The following is a 21,518-nucleotide window of genomic DNA, read 5'->3' on the forward strand; positions in this document are numbered from 1 at the left end:
GGTGTAAGCTATTAAGTAGAGTATTTGCCGTTATTAATAGACAAACACCCTACATAAATACCTTTAAATTCGCGGCATAAATAATTAAGAAATTACTTTACTTTTATCATAGAATGCGCTAAACAAGGACGATTATAATTTGTCATAAAACAAAAAAGGCGACCATTTGGCCGCCTTATATCTTTGAATGCATCAAAACGATTACGCTTTGTTTTTGATGTCCTGAACTTCTACTCTAATTTCCTGAGCTAAATTCTTTAATTCCTGCATTCCTTTTCTAACTCTAGTTCCAGCAGCCTGATTGCTTTTGTCATAGAATTTTTCAAAGTCTCCTTCTAACGATTGAACCAAGTCTAAAAGTTGCTCGTATCTTTTCATTTTCTTTTGTTTAAGGTTGTTGATAAAACAATTAATTAATGATTTACAGTGGGCAATATAGCTGAATTCTGCCTGAAATCAAGGAAAAAGCCGTTTTTTTTAAAATTAAGAATTAAACTCGGCAAATTCTTTGATTTGATGGTACTCTCCGGAGTCTATTTTGGATTTTACCGCTTCGAAAGCAGCAATAGTTTTCTCCACATCTTCCAGCGTATGTGCTGCTGTAGGGATGATCCTAAGCATTATCACATCTTTTGGAACTACCGGATATACTACCACAGAGCAGAAAATTCTAAAATTCTCTCTCATGTCATGAGTTAATCCTGTAGCGTCAGGCAATCCACCTTTAAGTATTACAGGAGTAACTGGTGACTGAGTAGTACCTATATTGAACCCTCTCTCTTTAAGACCACCTTGCAATGCATCAACGATCTTCCAGAGATTTTCTTTTAATTCTGGTCTTGTTCTTAACAATTCAAGTCTTTTCTTTGCTCCGATTACCAATGGCATTGGTAATGATTTAGCAAAAATCTGAGATCTTGTGTTATATCTTAAAAAGTTAATTATGTCTTTATTACCAGCTACGAAAGCACCGATACTCGCCATTGATTTAGCGAAAGTTGAGAAATAAAGGTCGATTTCATCCTGAACACCCATCATCTCTCCTACTCCGGCACCTGTCTCACCCATTGTACCAAAACCATGGGCATCATCAACAAATAGTCTGAATTCGTATTTCTTTTTAAGATCTGCAATTTCCTTTAACGCACCACAGTTTCCTGACATTCCGAAAACACCCTCAGTAATAACAAGGATACCTCCTCCGGTTTCATTCACTAATTTAGTAGCACGGGTAAGTTGAGTCTCAAGACTCTCCATATCATTGTGCTTGTAAACAAATCGTTTACCCATATGAAGACGAACACCATCTAAAATACAAGCATGGCTTTCCGCATCATATACGATAACATCTTTTCTATCTACAACAGCATCAATAATTGATAATACACCCTGGTATCCGAAGTTTAACAACATTACAGATTCTTTCTTGATGAAATCAGCAAGTTGTTCTTCTAGTTCTTCGTGGTGTTTAGTATTTCCTGACATCATTCGGGCTCCCATTGGATAAGCAAGGCCCCACTCCTGAGCTGCTTCAGCATCAGCTTTTCGTACTTCAGGATGGTTAGCAAGACCGAGGTAGTTATTCAAACTCCAGGTCAAAACTTCTTTACCCTGAAAGCGCATACGTGGCGCAATCTCTCCTTCCAATTTTGGGAACATATAGTATCCCTCACTTCTCTGCGAGTGCCTTCCTAGAGGCCCCATATCAGCCAGTAATTTTTCAAATAGATCCACAGCTATTTATATTTAGATTGTCAAATCAAGCTTCAAAATTAGTAAAACACATCCGTAAACCAAAAATTGACCCCATATTTTAGTGCTTTTGGGGATAGATTAACAAAATTTCGTTAATTAGCATATGCTTTACTAAAAGCCATTTTAATTTACTTTATAACCCTAAACCTTAACGGTATTCTTGAATTAGGGTTGTTATTAAACATATTGACCCAGTTACATCTGTATGAAAAAGATAAATAAAGTACTAATTGCAAATCGCGGGGAAATCGCCCTGAGAATTATCCGTTCTCTTAAGGAAATTGATGTTAAAACAGTAGCTATTTATTCTGAAGCCGACAGAAAGGCGCTTCACGTAAGAGAAGCTGATGAAGCAGTTTTACTTGGGCCTCCGCCATCCAATCAGTCTTATTTATTAGGAGATAAGATCATCGAAGTTTGTAAAGACCTTAATGTTGACGCAATACATCCGGGTTATGGTTTCCTTTCTGAAAATGCCAATTTCGCAAGAAAAGTCAATAGCGCGGGAATTATATTTATCGGCCCGTCACCGGAATCTATAGAGGTAATGGGTGATAAGATCTCTGCAAAAAATGCAGTAACAAAATTTGACATCCCGTTGGTTCCCGGTACAAAAGATGCAATTACGGATGTGGATGAAGCCAAGAAAAAGGCTGAAGACATAGGCTACCCTATCCTTATTAAAGCCAGTGCCGGTGGTGGTGGTAAAGGAATGAGGATCGTTGAGTCTGCTGATGATTTTGAATCTCAAATGAAACTTGCAGTTAGCGAAGCTACTTCTGCTTTTGGGGATGGCTCGGTATTTATTGAAAAATTCATCACCTCTCCAAGACATATAGAAATTCAGATTCTTGGTGACACACATGGAAATATTGTCCACCTGTTCGAGCGTGAATGTTCGATACAGCGAAGACATCAAAAAGTTATTGAAGAAGCACCTTCTGCAGTACTCACCCCTGAAATAAGAGAAAAAATGGGCCAGGCAGCCATAGGAGTTGCCAAAGCATGTAATTATTTCGGAGCCGGAACTGTAGAATTCATTGTTGACGATAAATTAAATTTCTATTTCCTTGAAATGAACACTCGGCTGCAAGTAGAGCACCCGGTTACAGAAATGATCACTGGAATTGACCTGGTAAAAGAACAGGTGAGAATAGCTGAAGGTAACGAACTTCCATTTAAACAGGAAGACCTTTCTATCAACGGACATTCTCTTGAAGTAAGGGTGTATGCTGAGGATCCAAAAAATAACTTCCTCCCTGATATTGGTAAACTAAAATCATACAGAAGACCTCAGGGCCCGGGAGTTCGTGTAGATGACGGGTTTGAAGAAGGTATGGATATTCCGATCTATTATGACCCGATGATAGCAAAACTGGTCACCCACGCTGCCGACAGAGAGAAAGCCATTGAACGTATGATCAGGGCTATAGATGAATACAATATAACAGGTATTGAAACCACTCTTGGATTCTGTAAATACGTACTCAAACACGAAGCTTTCACATCGGGAAATTTTGACACCAAATTTATTGACAATCATTATACCCCTGATGTTCTTGAAAGTAAATTGACTGAAGAAGAGATCGAACTTGCGTCTGCTTTTGCTGCGCAGATAATGAATGAAAATAAAAAGAAATCGACTGAACAAACAGCCAGCCAAAACGGAAATGCGGTCAGTCCCTGGAGAAAAAGAAACAGACAATTTTAATGGCAGACATACTTCCTATCCGTGCCTGGAGATACAATGAAGCAAAGACTGCTGATCTTGAGGAATTAAGTGCTCCTTTGTTCGATGTTGTATCCAAAGCACAGAGAGAACAGCTATATAAAAATCCTTACAATAGTATTCACCTTTCCGTTCCTTTAGGTCCGGACCCTGCTGGTAATGCTTTTAAAAAGCTGAATGAGTGGAAAGCAGAAGAAGTGATCAAACTGGACACTGTTCCTGGAATTTATGTTTATTATCAGTATTTCAAACTCCACGGAGAAAATAAGGAATATGTCAGAAAAGGCTTTATCTGTAACATCAGGATCTATGACTGGGATGATAAAGAAAATATCAATAGCCCCGATGCCATTTTGAGGCATGAAAATACTATTCCTGATGCTGTGAATGACAGGATCGAATTACTGGAAGCCACAGAAATCCAGGCCAGCCCTACACATGGATTATACTCAGATAAAGAATATCAATTGGAAGAATATATGGATGAAGCTATCCAGCATCCAATTGCTGAAACTGAAGATTACCAGGGAGTAAGAGATGTGCTTGGGGTGATCCACGATTATGAGATCATTAAAAAATTTGTGGAAGTTTTAAAAACCAGGGCAGTTATCCTGGCTGATGGTCATCATAGGTATGAGGGTGCTTTATCTTACTATAAAAAGAAAAAAGCTGAAAACCCAAACCATGATGGTAGTGAACCATATAATTTCCATATGATGTATCTGACTAATATAGAGTCGGACGACTTAAGGATACTCCCAACACATCGTTTAATCAGTGGTTTACAGAACTTCAATAAAGAAGAGATCCTGGAAAAAGCGGCCGAATGGTTTATCATCAAACCGATAGATAATGCTTTTGATGTCGGAGAGGTGATACTTGGTAAACCCTGGGCATTTGGTCTGGTATTTAAGGATCAGACCGTTAAAATCAGGCTAAAACCTGAAATGATCGATAAAATTGCATGGAAATTCCCGGATGTGGTAAAAAAACTTGATCTAACTGTTCTGCATTACTTCTTTATTGAAAAAGTTCTCGGTATTCCGGGAAAGGATCAAAGAAAAAGTCCAAATATCACTTTTGAAAGAAATTTCACTTCCTGTATTAATTCTGTCATTACAGGAGAAGCTCAATGTGCATTAATCACCCAGGAACTTTCCGTTGATGATGTTAAAAAAGTATGCTACAGTGGTTACACGCTCCCTCAAAAATCAACATATTTTTATCCTAAAACAGTAAGTGGTTTTTTATTCGGATCATTAAAAGAAGATGAATTTTACACGACCCCTCGTATTAGCTTCTAGATCACCCAGGAGAAAACAACTCATTGAAGATCTCGGCCTTAATGTGACTATCAGGCCAACAGATATCGATGAGTCATATCCTTCTGACCTGGATCCGTTTCTGGTACCTGAGTTTCTGGCCAATAAAAAGGCTGATGCTATCTCAAAGATCAATGATGAAGAAATTGTTCTTACAGGAGATACGGTAGTGATACTGGAAGGACAAATACTGGAGAAACCAGTTGACAAAAAGCAGGCATTTGAAATGCTTGAGATGCTCTCAGGAAAAAAACATTATGTGGTAAGCGGCATTTGTTTAAAGGATAAATCAAAAAGAACTTCTGCATCTTCGGTCACTACAGTCTGGTTCAAAGATTTATCAGATGATGAAATCCACTATTATATCGATCATTATAAACCGTTTGATAAGGCAGGTGCTTATGGTATTCAGGAATGGATTGGGATGGTTGGTGTAGAAAAAATAGAAGGTAGTTATTTCAATGTTGTAGGATTTCCTGTTCATCTTATTTACGAAATGCTTAGCGAATTCGAATAAAATAAGATTAGTAAGAACTAGACAAAGTAAAAAAAGCCTTACGAAAATGTTCGCAAGGCTCTCAAAAGATGATCAATCTTTAAGTCTATCAATTATTCATTCACCTTTGCTAAATTTTGGTCATTTTCTCCATTTTCATCACTTGCTGCTACTAAATCCCCATCTTCAAGGTTTTTAGATACAGCGATAAATGGACCACTCACTACTTTTTCGCCTTTTTTCAAGCCTTCAGTCACCTGAATAAATTCAAAGTCACTAATTCCTGTTTCAACCTTACGCTTTGAAACCTCATTGGTTGTTTCATCATATACAAATACGATCTCTTCAATCTTTTTAGGCTTATCTTCAGCTTTTTCTTCTTTCTCCTTATCTCCTTTTTCCTTTTCCTTGCCATACTTTGGCTTATCACTTCGAGTAGTAACTGCGGCAATAGGAATGCTTAACGCATCTTCCACAGTTTCTGTGATGATTTCGACAGAAGCGGTCATCCCTGGTCTGAAAGGAGATAATCCTTCAGCTTCTACCGGAAGGTCATCATAAGATTCATTTAGAATTAAAATCCTTACCTCAAATTCAGTAACAGCATCTGCACTCACTTTTTCCTTGGCAGTATTAGCAATTTGAGTTACTAAACCTTCAAAGGTTCTTTCAAGGTGAGAATATGCATCAACTTCTATCTCAACAGTATCATTTTTAGAAATCCTTATAATATCATTTTCATTAACATCTACCCTGACTTCCATATTATTCAGGTTGGCAAGGATCATCATCTCAGTACCCGCCATTTGATTAGTACCAACAACTGTTTCGCCTTCTTCTACACTGAGTTTAGAAATCGTACCATCTTGTGGTGCATAGATCTGTGTCAGGCTAAGGTTTTCTTTAGCATCACTAACTGAAGCCTGGAAACTTGCAACATTATAACGGGCAGCCTCTACATTTTTCTTTGCAGCCTCATAATCTTGCACAGCAGCCTGGTAGCTATTCTCTGCATTTTGCCATTCTGCTTCTGAAATCACCTGCTGGTCATACAGTTTTTTATTTCTTTCATAATCCTGCTTTGCACGGTCAAGATTAGCCTTAGCTTTGATCATATTTGATTCCGAAGCTTTAAGAGCTGCTCTTTGCTGATTAAGATTCGCTACTGTACGGTTTAAAGCTAATTCAAAATTATCTCGTCGTAATTCGGCGAGGAGATCTCCTTTTTTTACCTTTTGACCTTCTACTACATGAAGATTAATAATCTCTCCGGAAACTTCCGGGCTGATTTTTATTTCAGTAACAGGTTGAACCACCCCAGTAGCTCCTACTCGTTGAGTGATAGTTCTTTGTTCAGCTTCTGAAACCTCTACCTTTTCCGCATCTGGTCCGCCGATGACATTTAACTTCTTCAGGAGAAAAACTACTCCTACGACGACAACCAGTAGTATCAGTAACCGGATGATCAGGGTTTTGTTGTTAGTGCGCTTTGCCATATCTATTAAAGTTCAATCCTTTTACCCTGGTAATAATCCAGGACTTTCAATTTAAAAATGTAGTCGTATTTATTTCTTGTCAGGTCATTTTGAGCCTGAACGTAATTACTTTGTGCGATTGCAAGATCTACAGCATTGATAGCTCCTGCAGCTGCCTGGTTTTGTGCCATTCTATATGCTTCTTCAGCAGCTGCTCTGGCTTTCTCCGCTGCATCATAAGCTAATCTGGCTGCAGTAACATCATTTGATGCCTGCTCGATTTCCTGCCTGATTCTCAATTGTTCTTTCTGATAATTCAGCTCAGCCCGATCTTTGTTAATCTTTGATCGCTGAATATTAAATCTTGTATCCCAATTACTAAAAATTGGAATATTAATACTTGCTCTTACAGAATAATTTCTAAACTCTTCAAACTGTCTGCCGAAATCGTACTCAGGAAATTGATCCTGGAAGCTACTAGAGAAATTTGTCCCATAATTCGCACTTAAGCTTAAGGTTGGATGTAAACCTCCACGGGCAATTTTCAAACCATAATCAGCAGATTCTAAAGATAACTCTGCAGATCTAAGGTCTGGCAAGCTATCCACAGCAGCCTGATAGATTTCATTTTTATTTACCACTGTTGTTTGATATTCTTCAGCATCCAACTCAGGTACAGCAATATCAAATGGCACATCACTTTCTATTCTTAAGGCCTGTTTAAGTAATAGTTTACTGTATTGCAGATCATTTCTGGCCTGAATCAATTGAAGTTCATTCGAAGCAACCTGGGAAGCCAGTTGAAGCTCTTCAGATTTAGCCACAGAACCTACCTCAACCATCCTCTTGGTTCTTTCATACTGTTGTTGAGAACTTTCCAGAACAATTTCTGCAGATTCTACTAACTCTTTATTGAAAATTACATTTAAGAATAGGTTTGCCACATTTAAGCTTAATTCATTCTTAGCTCTGGTATAATCATACTCACTGATATTTCGTTCAACCTTACTTTGCTGCAATCCCCTCATAGTACGCAACCCGGAATAAACTATCCATCTTGCATTTGCACTTACTCCTGCAGTATTAAGTTGGTTTGTTGTGAATTCGTTTGTTGTCGGGTCAATAGAACGCCCCCATTGAGAACCATAACTACCACCAACACTTAATGAAGGTAAGTTATCATACCATACATTTTTAACCGATGCTTCTGACTCATCAATACTTAGTCTGGATATCTGAACATCTATATTATTTTGAATGGCGAATTCAATGCATTCTTCTAATGTCCATACTGTATCAGATTGGGTTTGAGCCTTAACCATCACAGTTAAAGAAAATAAAAATAACAGGGTAAGTATCCTTTTCATATTATTTAAAAGTTAACCTTACTAAAGGTCGATATTTGGTATATAAACTACTTCGTGCACCCATTTCAGGTGTCTTATATATTCAATTGATATCGGATTGAGCGGTGAGTCCATTTCGATCACCATACAGGCAAGATCACTTTTACCTTTCCTTGACACCGACATCGTTGCTATATTACATTCATCGTTAGCAAGTACATTTGAAATAAATGCTATACTACCTTTTTGATCATCATTAGTCAGGATCAGGGTATGGAGGTTTACACTGAAATTAGCACTAAAACCATTGACCTTTGAAATATTGATCAATCCTCCTCCCAGACTTTCTCCGATCACTTCTACAGTTCTGTTCTTTCTAGTCAATATAAGCTTGACAGTATTTGGGTGATAGATAGAAGCATTACCAACAGATTTGAATTTGTATTTCAGATCCTTTTCTTTAGCTATATCCAATGACTTTTTGATTCTTTCGTCATCAGTTTTAAAATCCATTATTCCCGCCAAAATAGCTCTGTCACTTCCATGCCCTTCATATGTTCTGGCAAATGAATTATAAAATGTTATCTCTGCTTCCTCGGGCATACCTCCAAGTACTCTGTTTGCAGCACGACCAATCCGCACTACTCCTGCAGTATGTGAACTACTTGGACCGATCATCACTGGCCCGATCATATCAAATATGCTACTACGTTCTCCCATTTTCTTATATCAAATTTTAAAAGTAAACCTTACAATACCTTACGAATATTTATAAGTGGTTGATTTTTTATTTAAAGACCAATTAATTCAATATAGTATTGTTCGCGTGAATTTACATTAGCACTTTATTTCAAGCACATAAAATAAAAAAAGAGCAGTCGTTGACTGCTCTTTTAATAACTGAATACATTAAGTATCAGACTTAATTCTTTAGCACTTCTATCTCAACCCGCATATTATTTATAGCATTTTTTGAGTCTTCAGGATATAGAGGCTTTTCACCTCCCCACCCTTTTGTTGTAATTCGGGATGGATCAATTCCATTGTGCACGAGATATCGTTTTAATATTTCAGCACGCTCTTCGCTTAATCGTTTTGCTGTACCTAAGAAAGACTTATTATTAGAGCTCAAACCAAAAAATTTATTATCGTCATCCTTAAGAGTTTGAATTTTTCCAAATGAATCTCCATTTGTATGACCATTAATCTGGATTTCCAGATTTTCTTCTTCATTTAACAATTTTATTAATTCATTTAATTGTTTTTTGGACGGGGCTTTCATTATAGCGGCATCAGAATAAAAATAAACTGCATACATAATTGCTACATCTCCCTTTGTATACCTTTCCAGATCATATTTGAGATATAAGGTATCACCATTAACCTCAGCTTCGGTTTCGGCAAGAGTTTTATTCAAATCACCAGGATAAATTTTCTTCTCAACAGATTTATAACCAAAAGTACTTACCCTGGTGAGAATTTTATCTTGTGAAAAATTATAAAGTTCGAAAGGAACTGTCTGATTGGAATTGACCCTCATCAGCTCATCTTCACCCAATATATCTCCATAGACATATATTGTACTTTCAATCGGCTCACTACCCTCTTTAGTTTCAGTAATAAACCGAACAAATAACTCACCCTCCTCAGCTTTATCCTCCAGGGTCGATTCATCTTCAGGTTCAACTGAAATTTCGGTTCCTCCTTCGGGTATATCAAATTCTTCTGTATTAGCTTCGTTATTATTGGCTGTGGAAGAATAATATTCATTCGTATAATCTTCTACCTTCTGATATTCTATCCCACTAGTCGGTATCTTGTCAGCTTCATGAGAATATACCCAGGCATCGTAATAGGAACGTTCTCTAACATCTTTAACAAGATGCTTAGCATGTTTTTCTTTTTCCAGCTGGTATGCATAAACGTAAAAAAGATCTCGCTCAGGAACATAGCCGTAATTATAATTGATCAGACGTCTTCTTAACCAGCTCATCATGGTCTCGGCATTCTCTGATTGCCTGAAAGCTCCCACAACAACATAATAACCCGGACCCAAAGTTTGATTCTTGCTTGGTTCAGGAATAGGCCTGTCGTAAGGTAAAGGTTGTGCCTGGCCATCTAAGTTGGCAAATAAGGTAAGCAGTATAAATATCGCTCCAAAAATGATACTTCTCTTCCGCTCCCTTTTCAAAAAACTGTAAAAAATCATACCTTCTATCGTTGATATATGATAAAAATACGCACTTTTATTAAAAAAGTGCAAATAAAGTGTGATTTTTTACATTTTTTACCCCGGCTATACAGCCACAGCGGCCTTTATATGAGGATGCGGGTCATATCCTACCAATTCAAAGTCCTCATATTTGAAATCAAAAATATCTTTCACTTCAGGATTAATCTTCATTTTTGGTAAAGGACGATGTTCTCTTGAAAGCTGGAGTTCTGCCTGCTCAAAATGGTTTGAATATAAGTGGGCATCACCAAATGTATGAATAAACTCATGAGGCACAAGATCACATACCTGAGCCATCATCATGGTAAGTAATGCATAAGATGCTATATTAAAAGGCACTCCCAGAAAAACATCTGCACTTCTCTGGTACAACTGACAAGATAATTTTCCATCAGCCACATAAAACTGGAACATGGTATGACATGGTGGTAGGGCCATATTTTGAATATCACTTACATTCCAGGCACTGACTATTAAACGTCTGGAATCAGGATTATTTTTAATCATATCCACCAACTGGCTAATCTGATCTACTGTACCTCCATCCGGAGTTGGCCAGCTTCTCCACTGATGACCATAAACAGGACCAAGATCGCCATTTTCATCTGCCCATTCGTCCCAGATCCTTACTCCATTTTCTTTGAGATATTTAATATTGGTATCACCACTTAAAAACCATAGCAGCTCATGAATAATCGATCTTAAATGAAGCTTTTTTGTAGTCACCACAGGAAAACCTTCCTGCAGGTCAAATCTCATTTGATGACCAAAAACTGACCTGGTCCCGGTTCCTGTTCTATCACTTTTATCAACACCCTCGTTGAGAATTCGCTCCATTAAAGCATGATACTGCTCCATAAGTTTCTTATTTATTTACTATGATAATTTTCAAAACAATATACAAATTTATAAGATTATATCGGAATAACATTAACTTGATACCTGAATACAAAATCGAAAATTGATCTTTTAGCTTTATGTATAAAAAGCTCGCTCGTTATTTTCTGTTTACAGCCTTATTATTTACCATCTTTTTTGCCTATAGCCTTAAAGACGTTGGGTTTGATTACGATTTTGAAAGATTTTTCCCAGAAAAAGATCCAGATCTAACCTATTACAATCAATATCGTGAAGTTTTCGGAGAAGATAACGACTATTTTCTTCTTGGATTAATATCAGTTTCAGGAGATTTTCAGGATAGTTCTTTTTTAAATAAGGTAAATGTTCTAGCAGATTCACTAAGAAATATACCTGAGATCAACGAAGTGCTTTCTCCTCTTGAGTACAGGAAACCCGTAAAAACACCATTAGGCCTGGTCCAGGTACCCTATTTTCATTTAAATAATCCTGAAAAGTACGAAAATGACATCAAAAGATGGCAAAAAGAAAAGCCGCAACCTTACTACGATTTAACTAATGTAGAGAATGGCTCCGTAGCTCTCTTAATCACACATAAATCTATCAATGACAACATACAAGGGTCAAGAGAACTATATCAAAGAATTGAAGAACTCACCCAACGATATTTTCCAGAATATAAACTTGCCGGAAAGCTAAAGGCTCAACCCGTATTCGTGGATAAAATGCAAAAGGAGTTACTCTTGTTTTTATCAATTTCCATTGTATTAACAACATTGATCCTTTTCCTGGTCTTCAGAAGTTTTAAAGGAATCATTTTCCCTCTAATGATCGTGGTGGTCTCGGTATTATGGACCATTGGCTTCATGACTGTTACCGGTAAAAAACTGGACCTTTTAATGGTTATGCTACCAACCATCTTATTCGTAGTGGGAATGTCTGATGTTATTCATTTTTCAAATAAATACATTGAAGAGTTAAGACATGGCAAATTAAAACTTAAAGCTCTTATAAAAACTGTAAGAGAAATCGGACTGGCTACTTTTCTCACTTCTCTTACAACTGCCATCGGATTTTTTACACTCTATACTTTAAATATTGCCCCCATAAGGGAATTCGGAGTTTATACGGGCATTGGAGTTTTCATGGCTTATATGGTAACTTTATTGGTTCTCCCCTCTCTCTATATATTCACAGACAAGCCAAAACAATCTCATAACATAAAGAATAAAAGATTCTGGCTAAACCTGATGAGCAGAAGTTTTCGATATGTTTTTAAAAACAGGAGAATGATCCTTCTTTCATCAATTCTTTTAACGTCAATATGTATTATCGGCACATACAATATCAAGGTCAATGCCTTTCTCATCGATGATCTTCCTGAAAAAGACCCTCTCAAACAGTCATTTGTTTATTTTGATAAAAATTTTGGTGGTGTGCGCCCACTTGAAATAGCGATAAAAAGTAAGAATGATGAACCTCTTTTAGAACGCGAGGCTCTTATAGAAATTGAAAAGCTCACTAACTACCTGGATACTGCATACCAGGCTGGAAATATTTTATCCGTTAACACAATAATTAAAAATGCTAACCAGGCATATCATTCAGGCAATTTTGAATATTACAGAATCCCTGTATCAGAATCTGAAATGAAACAGATTCAACCTATTGTTAAAGCAATTGAAAAACGCGGTGGATTTGATATGCTTCTCGATAGTGCCGGGACCTATGGCAGAATAACTGCAAAAATAAAAGATATTGGAAGTGAGCTGACCACTCAAAAAAATCAGGAGATGAGAAAATTCATCAAAGAGGAGATTGATACCGATTTAATTGATATTCGACTTACCGGCACCTCAATTCTTATTGATAAATCAAATAACCTTCTTATCGGAAATGTTCTGAAGGGAATGGCTATTGCTTTGGTAGTAGTAGCTTTCTTGATGGCATTGCTGTTTAGAAGCTGGAAAATGGTGATCATTACCTGGATACCCAATCTTATTCCTCTTCTTTTTATGGCAGCCATAATGGGGTTCTTTGAAATTAACCTCAGATTAAGCACCGGGATTATTTTTACAATTGCATTTGGAATCGCTGTAGATGACAGCATCCACTTTTTGTCTAAATTCAAACTGGAGCTCGATGAAGGCAAAAGTGTACTTTACTCTTTAAAAAGAGCATATCTAAGTACCGGAAAAGCCATTATTTTAACATCGTTGATTTTGATCACAGGCTTTCTGAGCCTGTTACTCTCTGACTTTGGCGGAACTTTTTATACAGGACTACTAATCGGGATCACCTTATTGATTGCCATGGTTATAGACCTGACTTTATTACCTGTTTTAATATTACTTATTTTCAATGATGAAGATTCAAGAAAAAAACTGAAAAAGAAGTAAATCTCAAAACAGCTGTATATCACCTGTTATTCCCATAGTATTGTCTTTCTGGCATAATAATCCACAGAATGATATATACTATCAAACCTGGAAATGCTGCGCTAAATAATGATACCAGGACATAGATTATTCTCAGTAGACTCACATCCATATTAAAATACTCAGCTAACCCGCCTATAACTCCTGCTATCATTTTATCTTTAGATGATCTTTTTAGTTCTCTGTCGTTATATGAATCCATAGTATATTATTAGTTTAAATTTAACAATTAACAAATCTATCATGTAGGTTAGGGAAATTTATCAATCTAATATAAAATATCCCTCTATTCATATGAAAGTATCTGCAGATATCATTCCTTTTATGTTAATTTACTGAAAATCAATTAGATAATAGAAAAACTGAACTCAACAATTGTCCATAATCGTACACAGCTATTAAATCTTCGTACACAATAACATTAAGATTTTCACTTAACCATCCAAATTTTCACCTATCACATTACAAGTAGAGCTTTAAACAAATTTTAAGTTCAAATTCTTAAAACAGCCCGCTATCAAATAAATTCTTCACGATAATTCTGAACAAACCAATTCAACGAAATATTATTCTAAAAAACAGTCGTTAGCTAAAATATTTAACACATATCAATTGACAAAACCTTACATTTATCAGGTTTAATCAAAAAGTAGATGTTTTATTAAAAGCTTCCTGCATACCTTTGAAACACTAGCTAATGTAAGAAGAAAAGATATGGATTTGTTGAGTATTTTAATTTTTGTGGTAGTAGCAGGTGGGCTGATGTTTAGCAAGTCAATTAAGCATGACATAAAACACAGTAAGTAACTTTTTGGTATTTCTTACGGGACTACTTTTTTATAAGCATGCTCCCGTAAGAATAACCACCTCCAAATACGCTAAGGGCGACAAGGTCATCTTTCACCAGTTTATCAAATCTCTCGGATAAGCCGATAGTACATCCGGCACATCCGGTGTTTCCAAGATACTGAACATTCGATACCGTTTGTTCAGTTCTTAGACCTAATTGTTCACCTACATTCAAGGTAATTCTTAAATTTGCCTGGTGAGGAATGAAATAGGTAAGGTCACTTGCCTTAATCTTATTTTTATCTAAAATTTCTTTGGTGATTTCTGCCATATACTGGCAGGCATTGATGAAAACATCTCTGCCATTGGGCATATATAATCCATCAATAAGATTGAGATTCACGCTTTCATTAGCCTTACCAAGTGTTCCTCCTCCCCTTGTAATAACATTAAGGACTTCCACACTTTCATCCGAAAGTTTTTCTTTGGTTATATATAGAGCTGCAGCCCCATCTCCCCATAAATGACCTGCCTTTTTATCTGTTACATCAGCAAACCTGGAATTATGGTCAGAGACAATAGCAAGGGCTTTTTCTGCCTTACCCATCGCAAAATAACCCTCTATTACTTCCATTACATTTATAAATGAAGAACATGCAGAACTTAGGGATAAAGCTACCGCTTTTTCTGCCTTTACATGTCTTTGAACTGCATGAGCCAGGGTAAAAATTGTATCAAAAGGAGTGTAAGTACCTGCGATAATAACATCTACATCAGAAAAGTCAGTATCCAGTTTTAATTCTAGGTGTTTTACCGCTTCAACACCCATAGTATTAGTATTTTCATTATCTTCAGCCTTTCGACGTTCTCGCATTCCAGTTCTTTCGGTGATCCACTCATCTGAAAGCCCTGATTTATCGAGAAAATAATCGTTATTCACTACTGCATGAGGCAGATAATGAGCAATTTGATTGATGTACATTTGTTGGTTGGGTTTATTAAGGGTTCAAATATTTAAATTTATAAGCAAAATTCCTTTTAAATGAGACTATTTTTTAAAAGTTTAAGCATTCTTCTTATAACACTCTTTTTTACTTTAAAAAGTTACGGTCAACACCAAAGTAATTCTGAAAATTTTCTTAAAGACTGGACCTTAGCTAATTCACTGAGTGAAAAATCAACAGCGAATGACCTTGTTTTCATTTACAATGATTCTCTTTCAAGCGAATACATAAACGGAAAAAGAAGGATAATCATTGCTCTTCCTCCTTCCTATTTTAATTCTAGTAAAAAGAAATATCCGGTGCTATACCTGATGGATGGACAAAACCTTTTTGATGCAAATACATCTTTTGCCGGTGAATGGAATGCAGACTACTCTTTAGAAAATGCTCAGTCAGATATAATAATTGTAGGAATTGATAATGGTGGCGAAGAGCGAATAAATGATTATACGCCAAGATCACATGAAAAATACGGTGGAGGAAATGGTGGTAATTATCTAAAATTCATTAATCAGGAAGTTAAACCTTTAATTGATAATAAACTGAGAACTAAACCTGAAAGAGATTACACCTATATTGGCGGAAGCTCTCTTGGCGGTCTTATTAGTTTGTATGCAATCATAAATCACGAGGAACAATATAGTAAAGGGATTATTTTTTCTCCTTCAATTTGGTTTGATGAGGAAATCATGGAAGAATTAAAAAATTGGAGGCCAGAAAAACAAGTTGATATATTTATGCTTGTAGGTGGAAAAGAAGGTGAAACAATGGTTCCTGATACTGAAAAAGCATATGAAATTTTGAAGCAAAAAGAAAATGTGACTGCAAGTCATATTACCGACCCGGAAGGAGAACATAAAGAAATTTTCTGGAATAAATATTTCGAACAAGCACTGGAATTTTTAAAATAAAAAAACCCTCAGCCGAAAGTATCAACTGAGGGTACCACACATAAAAGAAACCAAAAATAAACTAATTGTTATTTTCACTACGGCTGGTTTTAGCCTCATCAGCTACGACCTCACCATTTTTGATTTTTTCTTTGATCGCCTGCTTTTTCTCATATTGAGCTCTGGCAGCCTCAAAATAATTTATATTTTTCACTTCTTCAGCTTTCGATTTTTTAGTCTCAGCAGTCGAAGTCACATTACTACCATCAGGTGATACCTGACCATCAGCGCTATGCTGGGCTTGTAATCCAACAAAGGAAACAAATCCCACTAAAACGATACTAAAAATTTTCTTTTTCATAATAAACTTCCTTTCTGACAAAAATTTAACATGTTAGCTGGTCAGGGAATGATTCAAATTTAAGCATTCCCATAGATTTAAAAACGCACCTATCACCTGATATATTACATGTGTTATCATTTAAAAAAGAAACCAAAAGATTTCACCATTAGGGAAAATGATAGATATCATGGGAAATGTTTTATTAAAAAAGGTATTTTTGCTGCAAATCGGAAATAATTAAAAAATTATGCCTCAATATGATCATAAGGCCATAGAGGCCAGATGGAAAAAATACTGGAAAGACAATAAAACTTATCAGGTCACTGAAGACACATCCAAGCCGAAGTTTTATGCATTAGATATGTTCCCCTATCCTTCAGGAGCAGGATTACATGTGGGGCATCCACTTGGGTACATTGCATCGGATATTGTGGCCAGGTATAAGAGAAATAAGGGATACAATGTATTGCATCCTATGGGATTTGATTCTTTTGGCTTGCCTGCTGAGCAATACGCTATCCAGACCGGTCAGCATCCTGCAATTACGACTGCTAATAATATCAAACGATATAAGGAGCAGCTTGAAAATATCGGCTTCAGTTATGATATGTCCAGGGAAGTTCAAACCAGCTCTCCTGACTATTATAAATGGACACAATGGATCTTCATGCAGTTGTTCAATCATTATTATGACAATGATGAAGATAAAGCTGTTCCGGTAAGTGTGCTCGAAGAAAAGCTGTCTCAATCAGGTTCAAAAGGTGTCAACGCTACTTGCGATGAAGATACTCCTCAAATCACTGCTGAAGAATGGCAGAAAATGAGTGAATCAGAGCAGCAGAAATATCTTTTACATTATCGTCTGACTTTTCTTTCTGACGCTGTGGTAAACTGGTGCCCTGGCTTGGGCACAGTCCTTGCCAATGATGAAGTAAAAGATGGCGTTTCTGAAAGAGGCGGCTTTCCTGTTGAAAGAAAGAAAATGCAGCAATGGAGTATGCGCATAACTGCCTACGCTGACAGGCTGCTTAATGGTCTTGATACCATAGACTGGCCTGAAGCTGTAAAGGAAATGCAGAAAAACTGGATCGGCAAAAGTATCGGCGCACAGGTTTCTTTTGACCTGGAAAAATCTGACCATGAAATAAAAGTATTTACTACCCGTGTTGATACCATCTACGGTGTTACATTTTTAGTTCTTGCTCCCGAAAGTGAGATCATCGATGATATAGTTACAGATGACCAAAAAGAAGAAGTCACGAACTATGTAGAGGAAGCTAAGAACAGGTCTGAGAGAGAACGAATGTCTGATGTGAAAAATATCTCCGGGGTATTTACCGGTGCTTATGCTTTACATCCTTTCACAGGAGAAAAAGTCCCAGTCTGGGTAGCTGATTATGTTTTGGGTGGTTATGGAACGGGCGCTGTGATGGCTGTACCTTCCGGTGACCAGCGAGATTATGAATTTGCTAATTATTTTGATCTTCCTATAGTTAAGATCATCGACTCTCAGGATATTACTGAAACAGCCGATCCCACTAAAGAAGGTAAAATGGTTAATTCCGGATTCCTTGATGGGCTCACTGTATCCGAAGCCACTAAAAAAGCAGTTGAAGTACTGGAAGATAAAGGAAAAGGCTTTGCCAAAGTGAATTACCGTATGCGCGATGCCGTTTTCAGCAGACAGCGTTATTGGGGAGAACCAATCCCTGTTTATTTTAAGGATGATGTTCCTTACCTGATCAATGAAAGTGAGCTTCCTTTAGAACTTCCAGAAGTTGATAAATATTTACCGACCGAAGATGGAGAACCACCATTAGCAAGAGCTGATAATTGGAAAACTCCTGAAGGCTATGAGTACGAAAAAAGCACAATGCCAGGCTGGGCAGGTTCAAGCTGGTACCTTTTCAGATACATGGATCCAAAGAATCAAGATGCTTTAGCAGATAAAGAAAAACTAAAGTATTGGGAAAATGTGGATTTGTACATTGGTGGATCTGAACATGCAACAGGCCATTTATTATATAGCAGATTCTGGACAAAATTCCTTAAGGACATCGGTTATTTAACCGTTGATGAGCCATTTAAAAAGCTAATCAACCAGGGTATGATCCAGGGTAGATCTAACTTCGTTTACAGGATAAAAGACTCAAATAAATTTGTTTCCCTCAATCTGAAAGACGAATATGATGTAGCTGCAATGCATGTTGATGTTTCTTTAGTTCACGGAAATGATGAATTAGATATTGAAGCTTTTAAAAAGTGGAGACCAGATCTTGCAGAGGCCGAATTTATCCTTGAGGATGGAAAGTACATCTGTGGATGGGAAGTAGAGAAGATGTCTAAGAGTAAATACAATGTTGTAAACCCTGATGACATCATCGAACAATATGGTGCTGACACGCTTAGAATGTACGAGATGTTTCTCGGTCCGCTAGAACAATTTAAACCATGGAATACTCATGGTATTGATGGTGTCGCTAAATTCTTAAGAAAATTCTGGAGGTTATTCTTTAATGATGAAGGCGAGCTGATAGTCACCAATGATCCAGCAGACAAAAAAGCGCTTAAAGTAACTCACGGCACTATTAAAAAGACGATCGAGGATATCGAAAGGCTTTCGTTTAATACTGTGGTAAGCGCATTTATGATCTGTGCAAATGAGCTAACAAGTATGAAGTGCCATAGCAGGGAAGCTCTTGAACCTTTAGTTGTAGCATTATCCCCGTTCGCTCCGCATATTTGCGAAGAAATATGGGCAGGACTAGGACATACCGAAAGTGTAACAAAAGCTGAATTCCCTACCTACATTGAGAGCTATCTGGTAGAAGACAGCCATGAATACCCGATTATGATCAATGGTAAGATGAGGACAAAGATCTCATTCTCGCTTGATGCGCCGAAACCAGAAATGGAGGCGACAGTAAAAGCAAATGATATTGTTCAGAAATGGCTTGATGGAAAAGAGCCTAAAAAGATCATCGTTGTACCTAAGAAGATCATTAACGTGGTAGTTTAAGTTGAATTAATCCAACCGCAAATAAAAACCCCGGCCTCAAATGAGACCGGGGTTTATTTTTATCTTTAATTCTCTATTTAATTAATGAACGTTGGCCATCCATCTCTTCATAAGAGGAGCAATAATCAATGCAATTACAGCTGCACCAAACGAGTAATACGCTATAAGTTCAAATCCGTCTGAATAAATAGGGAGCGATACGACAGGGTCAATTTCCTTACCCGGGTTTTCTTCAATTGCTAATTGCTTAGCTACAAATCCTACAACCTGAAAAGCAAATGCAGAAGAAAGGAACCACACACCCATCATGAAAGCAACGAACTTAGCAGGCGATAAATCTGTAATCTTAGATAGTCCTACAGGAGACATAAATAATTCACCCGCAGAAATTAAGAAATACATGATCAATAAATAAATCATTGGAACCATACCTGCAGACGCACTTCCTCTGGCAAGAGAAAGAATATAAAATCCCACTCCCAATAAGGCTAATCCCATTGCAAATTTAAATGGAGTTCGTGGGTTTGCATTTCGCTTACTTAAAATACCCCAAAGAGCAGACATTGGAATAGATAATAAAATTATAAATGCCGGGTTAATAAAGTTAGTTTGCGCAGCATTGAGCCATACTAGATCAACATTTCGATCTGCAAACAAAGTCAGTACCGAACCACTCAATTCATGGAATCCCCAGAATACCGTCATGAAAATAGTTAGCAACACCGCTGAAATTAACTTCAACTTAGCAGCAAGATCAACCTGGTAAATAATCCATATTATATAGGCAAGAACAATTATACCCAACAGTCTGAATAAAACATTGACAATGGTAACTTCACCAAAGAATGGCTCTAAGAAACCTAAGTAATTAAAGCTTGATAAAAGGTATGCTATCAAAGGTACCGCTAAAAATGACAGAATCACGACCCAGTGTCCTGCTTTAATACCGAATGTCTTTTTATCAATTAATCTATCTTCCGGAGGCATTCCTTTATCACCGAAAACTCCTTTCTTCATACCTGCGTAGAAGAACAGAAGTCCAGTTAACATTCCAAAACCAGCCAGACCGAAACCATAATGGTATCCGAATTCTGCAGCCAGGTATCCACATAGTAATGGAGAAGCCAGGGCACCTATATTGATTCCCATGTAAAATATGGTAAAACCCTTATCCTTACGGACATCACCGGTTTCATAAAGAGTACCTACAAAAGTTGAAATATTCGGTTTAAAGAAACCATTTCCAACAATTATAAAGGAGAGAGCGAGATAGAATAAAATATTATCTTCAAAGGCAAGAACAAAGTGACCAATGGCCATCAAAACTCCTCCAAGCATTATAGAATTCCGATAGCCCATTATTTTATCTGCTAACCGTCCTCCAATAACAGGCGTAGCATAGACAAGAGAACCATAAGAAGAATATACAATAGCTGCAACGGCATCTTTAGCCTGAATGGCGTCGAATACCTTTTCAACCATGTAGAGCGTAAGTAACGCCCGCATTCCATAAAAACTAAATCTTTCCCACAGTTCGGCGAAGAAGAGATAAAAAAGCCCTTTTGGGTGGCCAAACAATTCATTTTCCTTTGCAGAAGACGTATTGTCAAGGGGTTCTGCTGATTGACTCATAGGTTTATGTTAAGTTTTTCAATTTTCAAAAAATCGAATAAATCTACAACCGGATCGTTGAAATAACAACTTTAGTAGCTACAAGGTGGTTAATTGGCATAAAATAACAGTTTTATTTTCCATGTTAGTTAATTAATTTTTAGCTTTGCGAAAACGATTGAAATCAACAATAACCCTTATTTAATCAAA

At 36.9% G+C, this 21,518-nt stretch carries 17 protein-coding genes; 6 read left to right on the plus strand and 11 right to left on the minus strand.

Features of this window, described 5'->3' with window-relative positions:
• Nucleotides 1-201: 201 nt before the first annotated feature.
• Both OO013_RS17305 and OO013_RS17310 read right to left on the minus strand, forming a co-directional pair.
• On the minus strand, nt 202-378 hold the full coding sequence (locus OO013_RS17305; protein ID WP_137091533.1) for a BF3379 family histone-like protein: 177 nt from the start codon (nt 376-378) through the stop codon (nt 202-204).
• Between the two features lie 105 nt (nt 379-483).
• Nucleotides 484-1,734 (minus strand): aminotransferase class I/II-fold pyridoxal phosphate-dependent enzyme, encoded by a 1,251-nt coding sequence (locus OO013_RS17310; RefSeq protein ID WP_266058241.1) that lies wholly within the window; start codon nt 1,732-1,734, stop codon nt 484-486.
• A 226-nt stretch (nt 1,735-1,960) separates the two neighbouring features.
• On the opposite strand from OO013_RS17310, the gene accC reads away from it, so the two are divergent.
• The 3 genes from accC to OO013_RS17325 are packed head-to-tail and all read left to right on the plus strand — an operon-like array spanning nt 1,961 to nt 5,323.
• The gene (accC, locus tag OO013_RS17315) at nt 1,961-3,466 is read left to right on the plus strand and encodes an acetyl-CoA carboxylase biotin carboxylase subunit (RefSeq protein ID WP_266058242.1); all 1,506 of its coding nucleotides are present in this window, start codon (nt 1,961-1,963) and stop codon (nt 3,464-3,466) included.
• The gene (locus OO013_RS17320) at nt 3,466-4,788 is read left to right on the plus strand and encodes a DUF1015 domain-containing protein (RefSeq protein ID WP_266058243.1); all 1,323 of its coding nucleotides are present in this window, start codon (nt 3,466-3,468) and stop codon (nt 4,786-4,788) included. The genes accC and OO013_RS17320 overlap by 1 nt, the downstream gene beginning before the upstream one ends.
• On the plus strand, nt 4,754-5,323 hold the full coding sequence (locus tag OO013_RS17325) for a Maf family protein (RefSeq protein WP_266058244.1): 570 nt from the start codon (nt 4,754-4,756) through the stop codon (nt 5,321-5,323). The genes OO013_RS17320 and OO013_RS17325 overlap by 35 nt, the downstream gene beginning before the upstream one ends.
• A 92-nt stretch (nt 5,324-5,415) precedes the next feature.
• Here OO013_RS17325 and OO013_RS17330 read toward each other — a convergent pair whose 3' ends face one another.
• The 5 genes from OO013_RS17330 to OO013_RS17350 all read right to left on the minus strand — a co-directional run bounded on the left by OO013_RS17330 (nt 5,416) and on the right by OO013_RS17350 (nt 11,214).
• Nucleotides 5,416-6,798, minus strand: coding sequence for an efflux RND transporter periplasmic adaptor subunit (locus tag OO013_RS17330; protein ID WP_266058245.1), 1,383 nt, complete (start codon nt 6,796-6,798; stop codon nt 5,416-5,418).
• 5 nt (nt 6,799-6,803) lie between these two features.
• Nucleotides 6,804-8,144, minus strand: coding sequence for a TolC family protein (locus tag OO013_RS17335; RefSeq protein ID WP_266058246.1), 1,341 nt, complete (start codon nt 8,142-8,144; stop codon nt 6,804-6,806).
• A gap of 21 nt (nt 8,145-8,165) precedes the next feature.
• Nucleotides 8,166-8,843: an L-serine ammonia-lyase, iron-sulfur-dependent subunit beta gene (gene sdaAB / locus OO013_RS17340; RefSeq protein WP_266058247.1), complete on the minus strand. Its 678-nt coding sequence runs from the start codon at nt 8,841-8,843 to the stop codon at nt 8,166-8,168.
• Between the two features lie 202 nt (nt 8,844-9,045).
• A complete protein-coding gene (locus tag OO013_RS17345; RefSeq protein WP_266058248.1) occupies nt 9,046-10,332 on the minus strand; it encodes an OmpA family protein in 1,287 nt (428 codons plus the stop codon).
• 87 nt (nt 10,333-10,419) lie between these two features.
• Nucleotides 10,420-11,214, minus strand: coding sequence for a thymidylate synthase (locus tag OO013_RS17350; RefSeq protein WP_266058249.1), 795 nt, complete (start codon nt 11,212-11,214; stop codon nt 10,420-10,422).
• 119 nt (nt 11,215-11,333) lie between these two features.
• Here OO013_RS17350 and OO013_RS17355 point away from each other — a divergent pair, with 119 nt between their 5' ends.
• Nucleotides 11,334-13,613, plus strand: a complete 2,280-nt coding sequence (locus tag OO013_RS17355) for an efflux RND transporter permease subunit (RefSeq protein ID WP_266058250.1) — start codon at nt 11,334-11,336, stop codon at nt 13,611-13,613.
• 19 nt (nt 13,614-13,632) lie between these two features.
• Here the strand turns inward: OO013_RS17355 and OO013_RS17360 are convergent, their stop codons facing one another.
• Entirely contained in the window at nt 13,633-13,854 is a 222-nt protein-coding gene (locus tag OO013_RS17360) for a PspC domain-containing protein (protein ID WP_137091543.1), read from the minus strand.
• A 627-nt stretch (nt 13,855-14,481) separates the two neighbouring features.
• On the minus strand, nt 14,482-15,423 hold the full coding sequence (locus OO013_RS17365; protein WP_266058251.1) for a 3-oxoacyl-ACP synthase III family protein: 942 nt from the start codon (nt 15,421-15,423) through the stop codon (nt 14,482-14,484).
• A 60-nt stretch (nt 15,424-15,483) separates the two neighbouring features.
• Between OO013_RS17365 and OO013_RS17370 the strand changes: the two genes are divergently transcribed.
• Nucleotides 15,484-16,356 (plus strand): alpha/beta hydrolase, encoded by an 873-nt coding sequence (locus OO013_RS17370; protein ID WP_266058252.1) that lies wholly within the window; start codon nt 15,484-15,486, stop codon nt 16,354-16,356.
• A 61-nt stretch (nt 16,357-16,417) separates the two neighbouring features.
• Here OO013_RS17370 and OO013_RS17375 read toward each other — a convergent pair whose 3' ends face one another.
• A complete protein-coding gene (locus OO013_RS17375; protein ID WP_266058253.1) occupies nt 16,418-16,696 on the minus strand; it encodes a hypothetical protein in 279 nt (92 codons plus the stop codon).
• 229 nt (nt 16,697-16,925) lie between these two features.
• Here OO013_RS17375 and leuS point away from each other — a divergent pair, with 229 nt between their 5' ends.
• A complete protein-coding gene (leuS, locus tag OO013_RS17380) occupies nt 16,926-19,697 on the plus strand; it encodes a leucine--tRNA ligase (RefSeq protein ID WP_266058254.1) in 2,772 nt (923 codons plus the stop codon).
• 81 nt (nt 19,698-19,778) lie between these two features.
• On the opposite strand, the gene OO013_RS17385 is transcribed toward leuS, so the two are convergent.
• Nucleotides 19,779-21,329: a peptide MFS transporter gene (locus tag OO013_RS17385; protein ID WP_266058255.1), complete on the minus strand. Its 1,551-nt coding sequence runs from the start codon at nt 21,327-21,329 to the stop codon at nt 19,779-19,781.
• Between the last annotated feature and the right edge of the window lie 189 nt (nt 21,330-21,518).

It is taken from the genome of Mangrovivirga halotolerans (assembly GCF_026241165.1).
Taxonomy (GTDB): domain Bacteria; phylum Bacteroidota; class Bacteroidia; order Cytophagales; family Cyclobacteriaceae; genus Mangrovivirga; species Mangrovivirga halotolerans.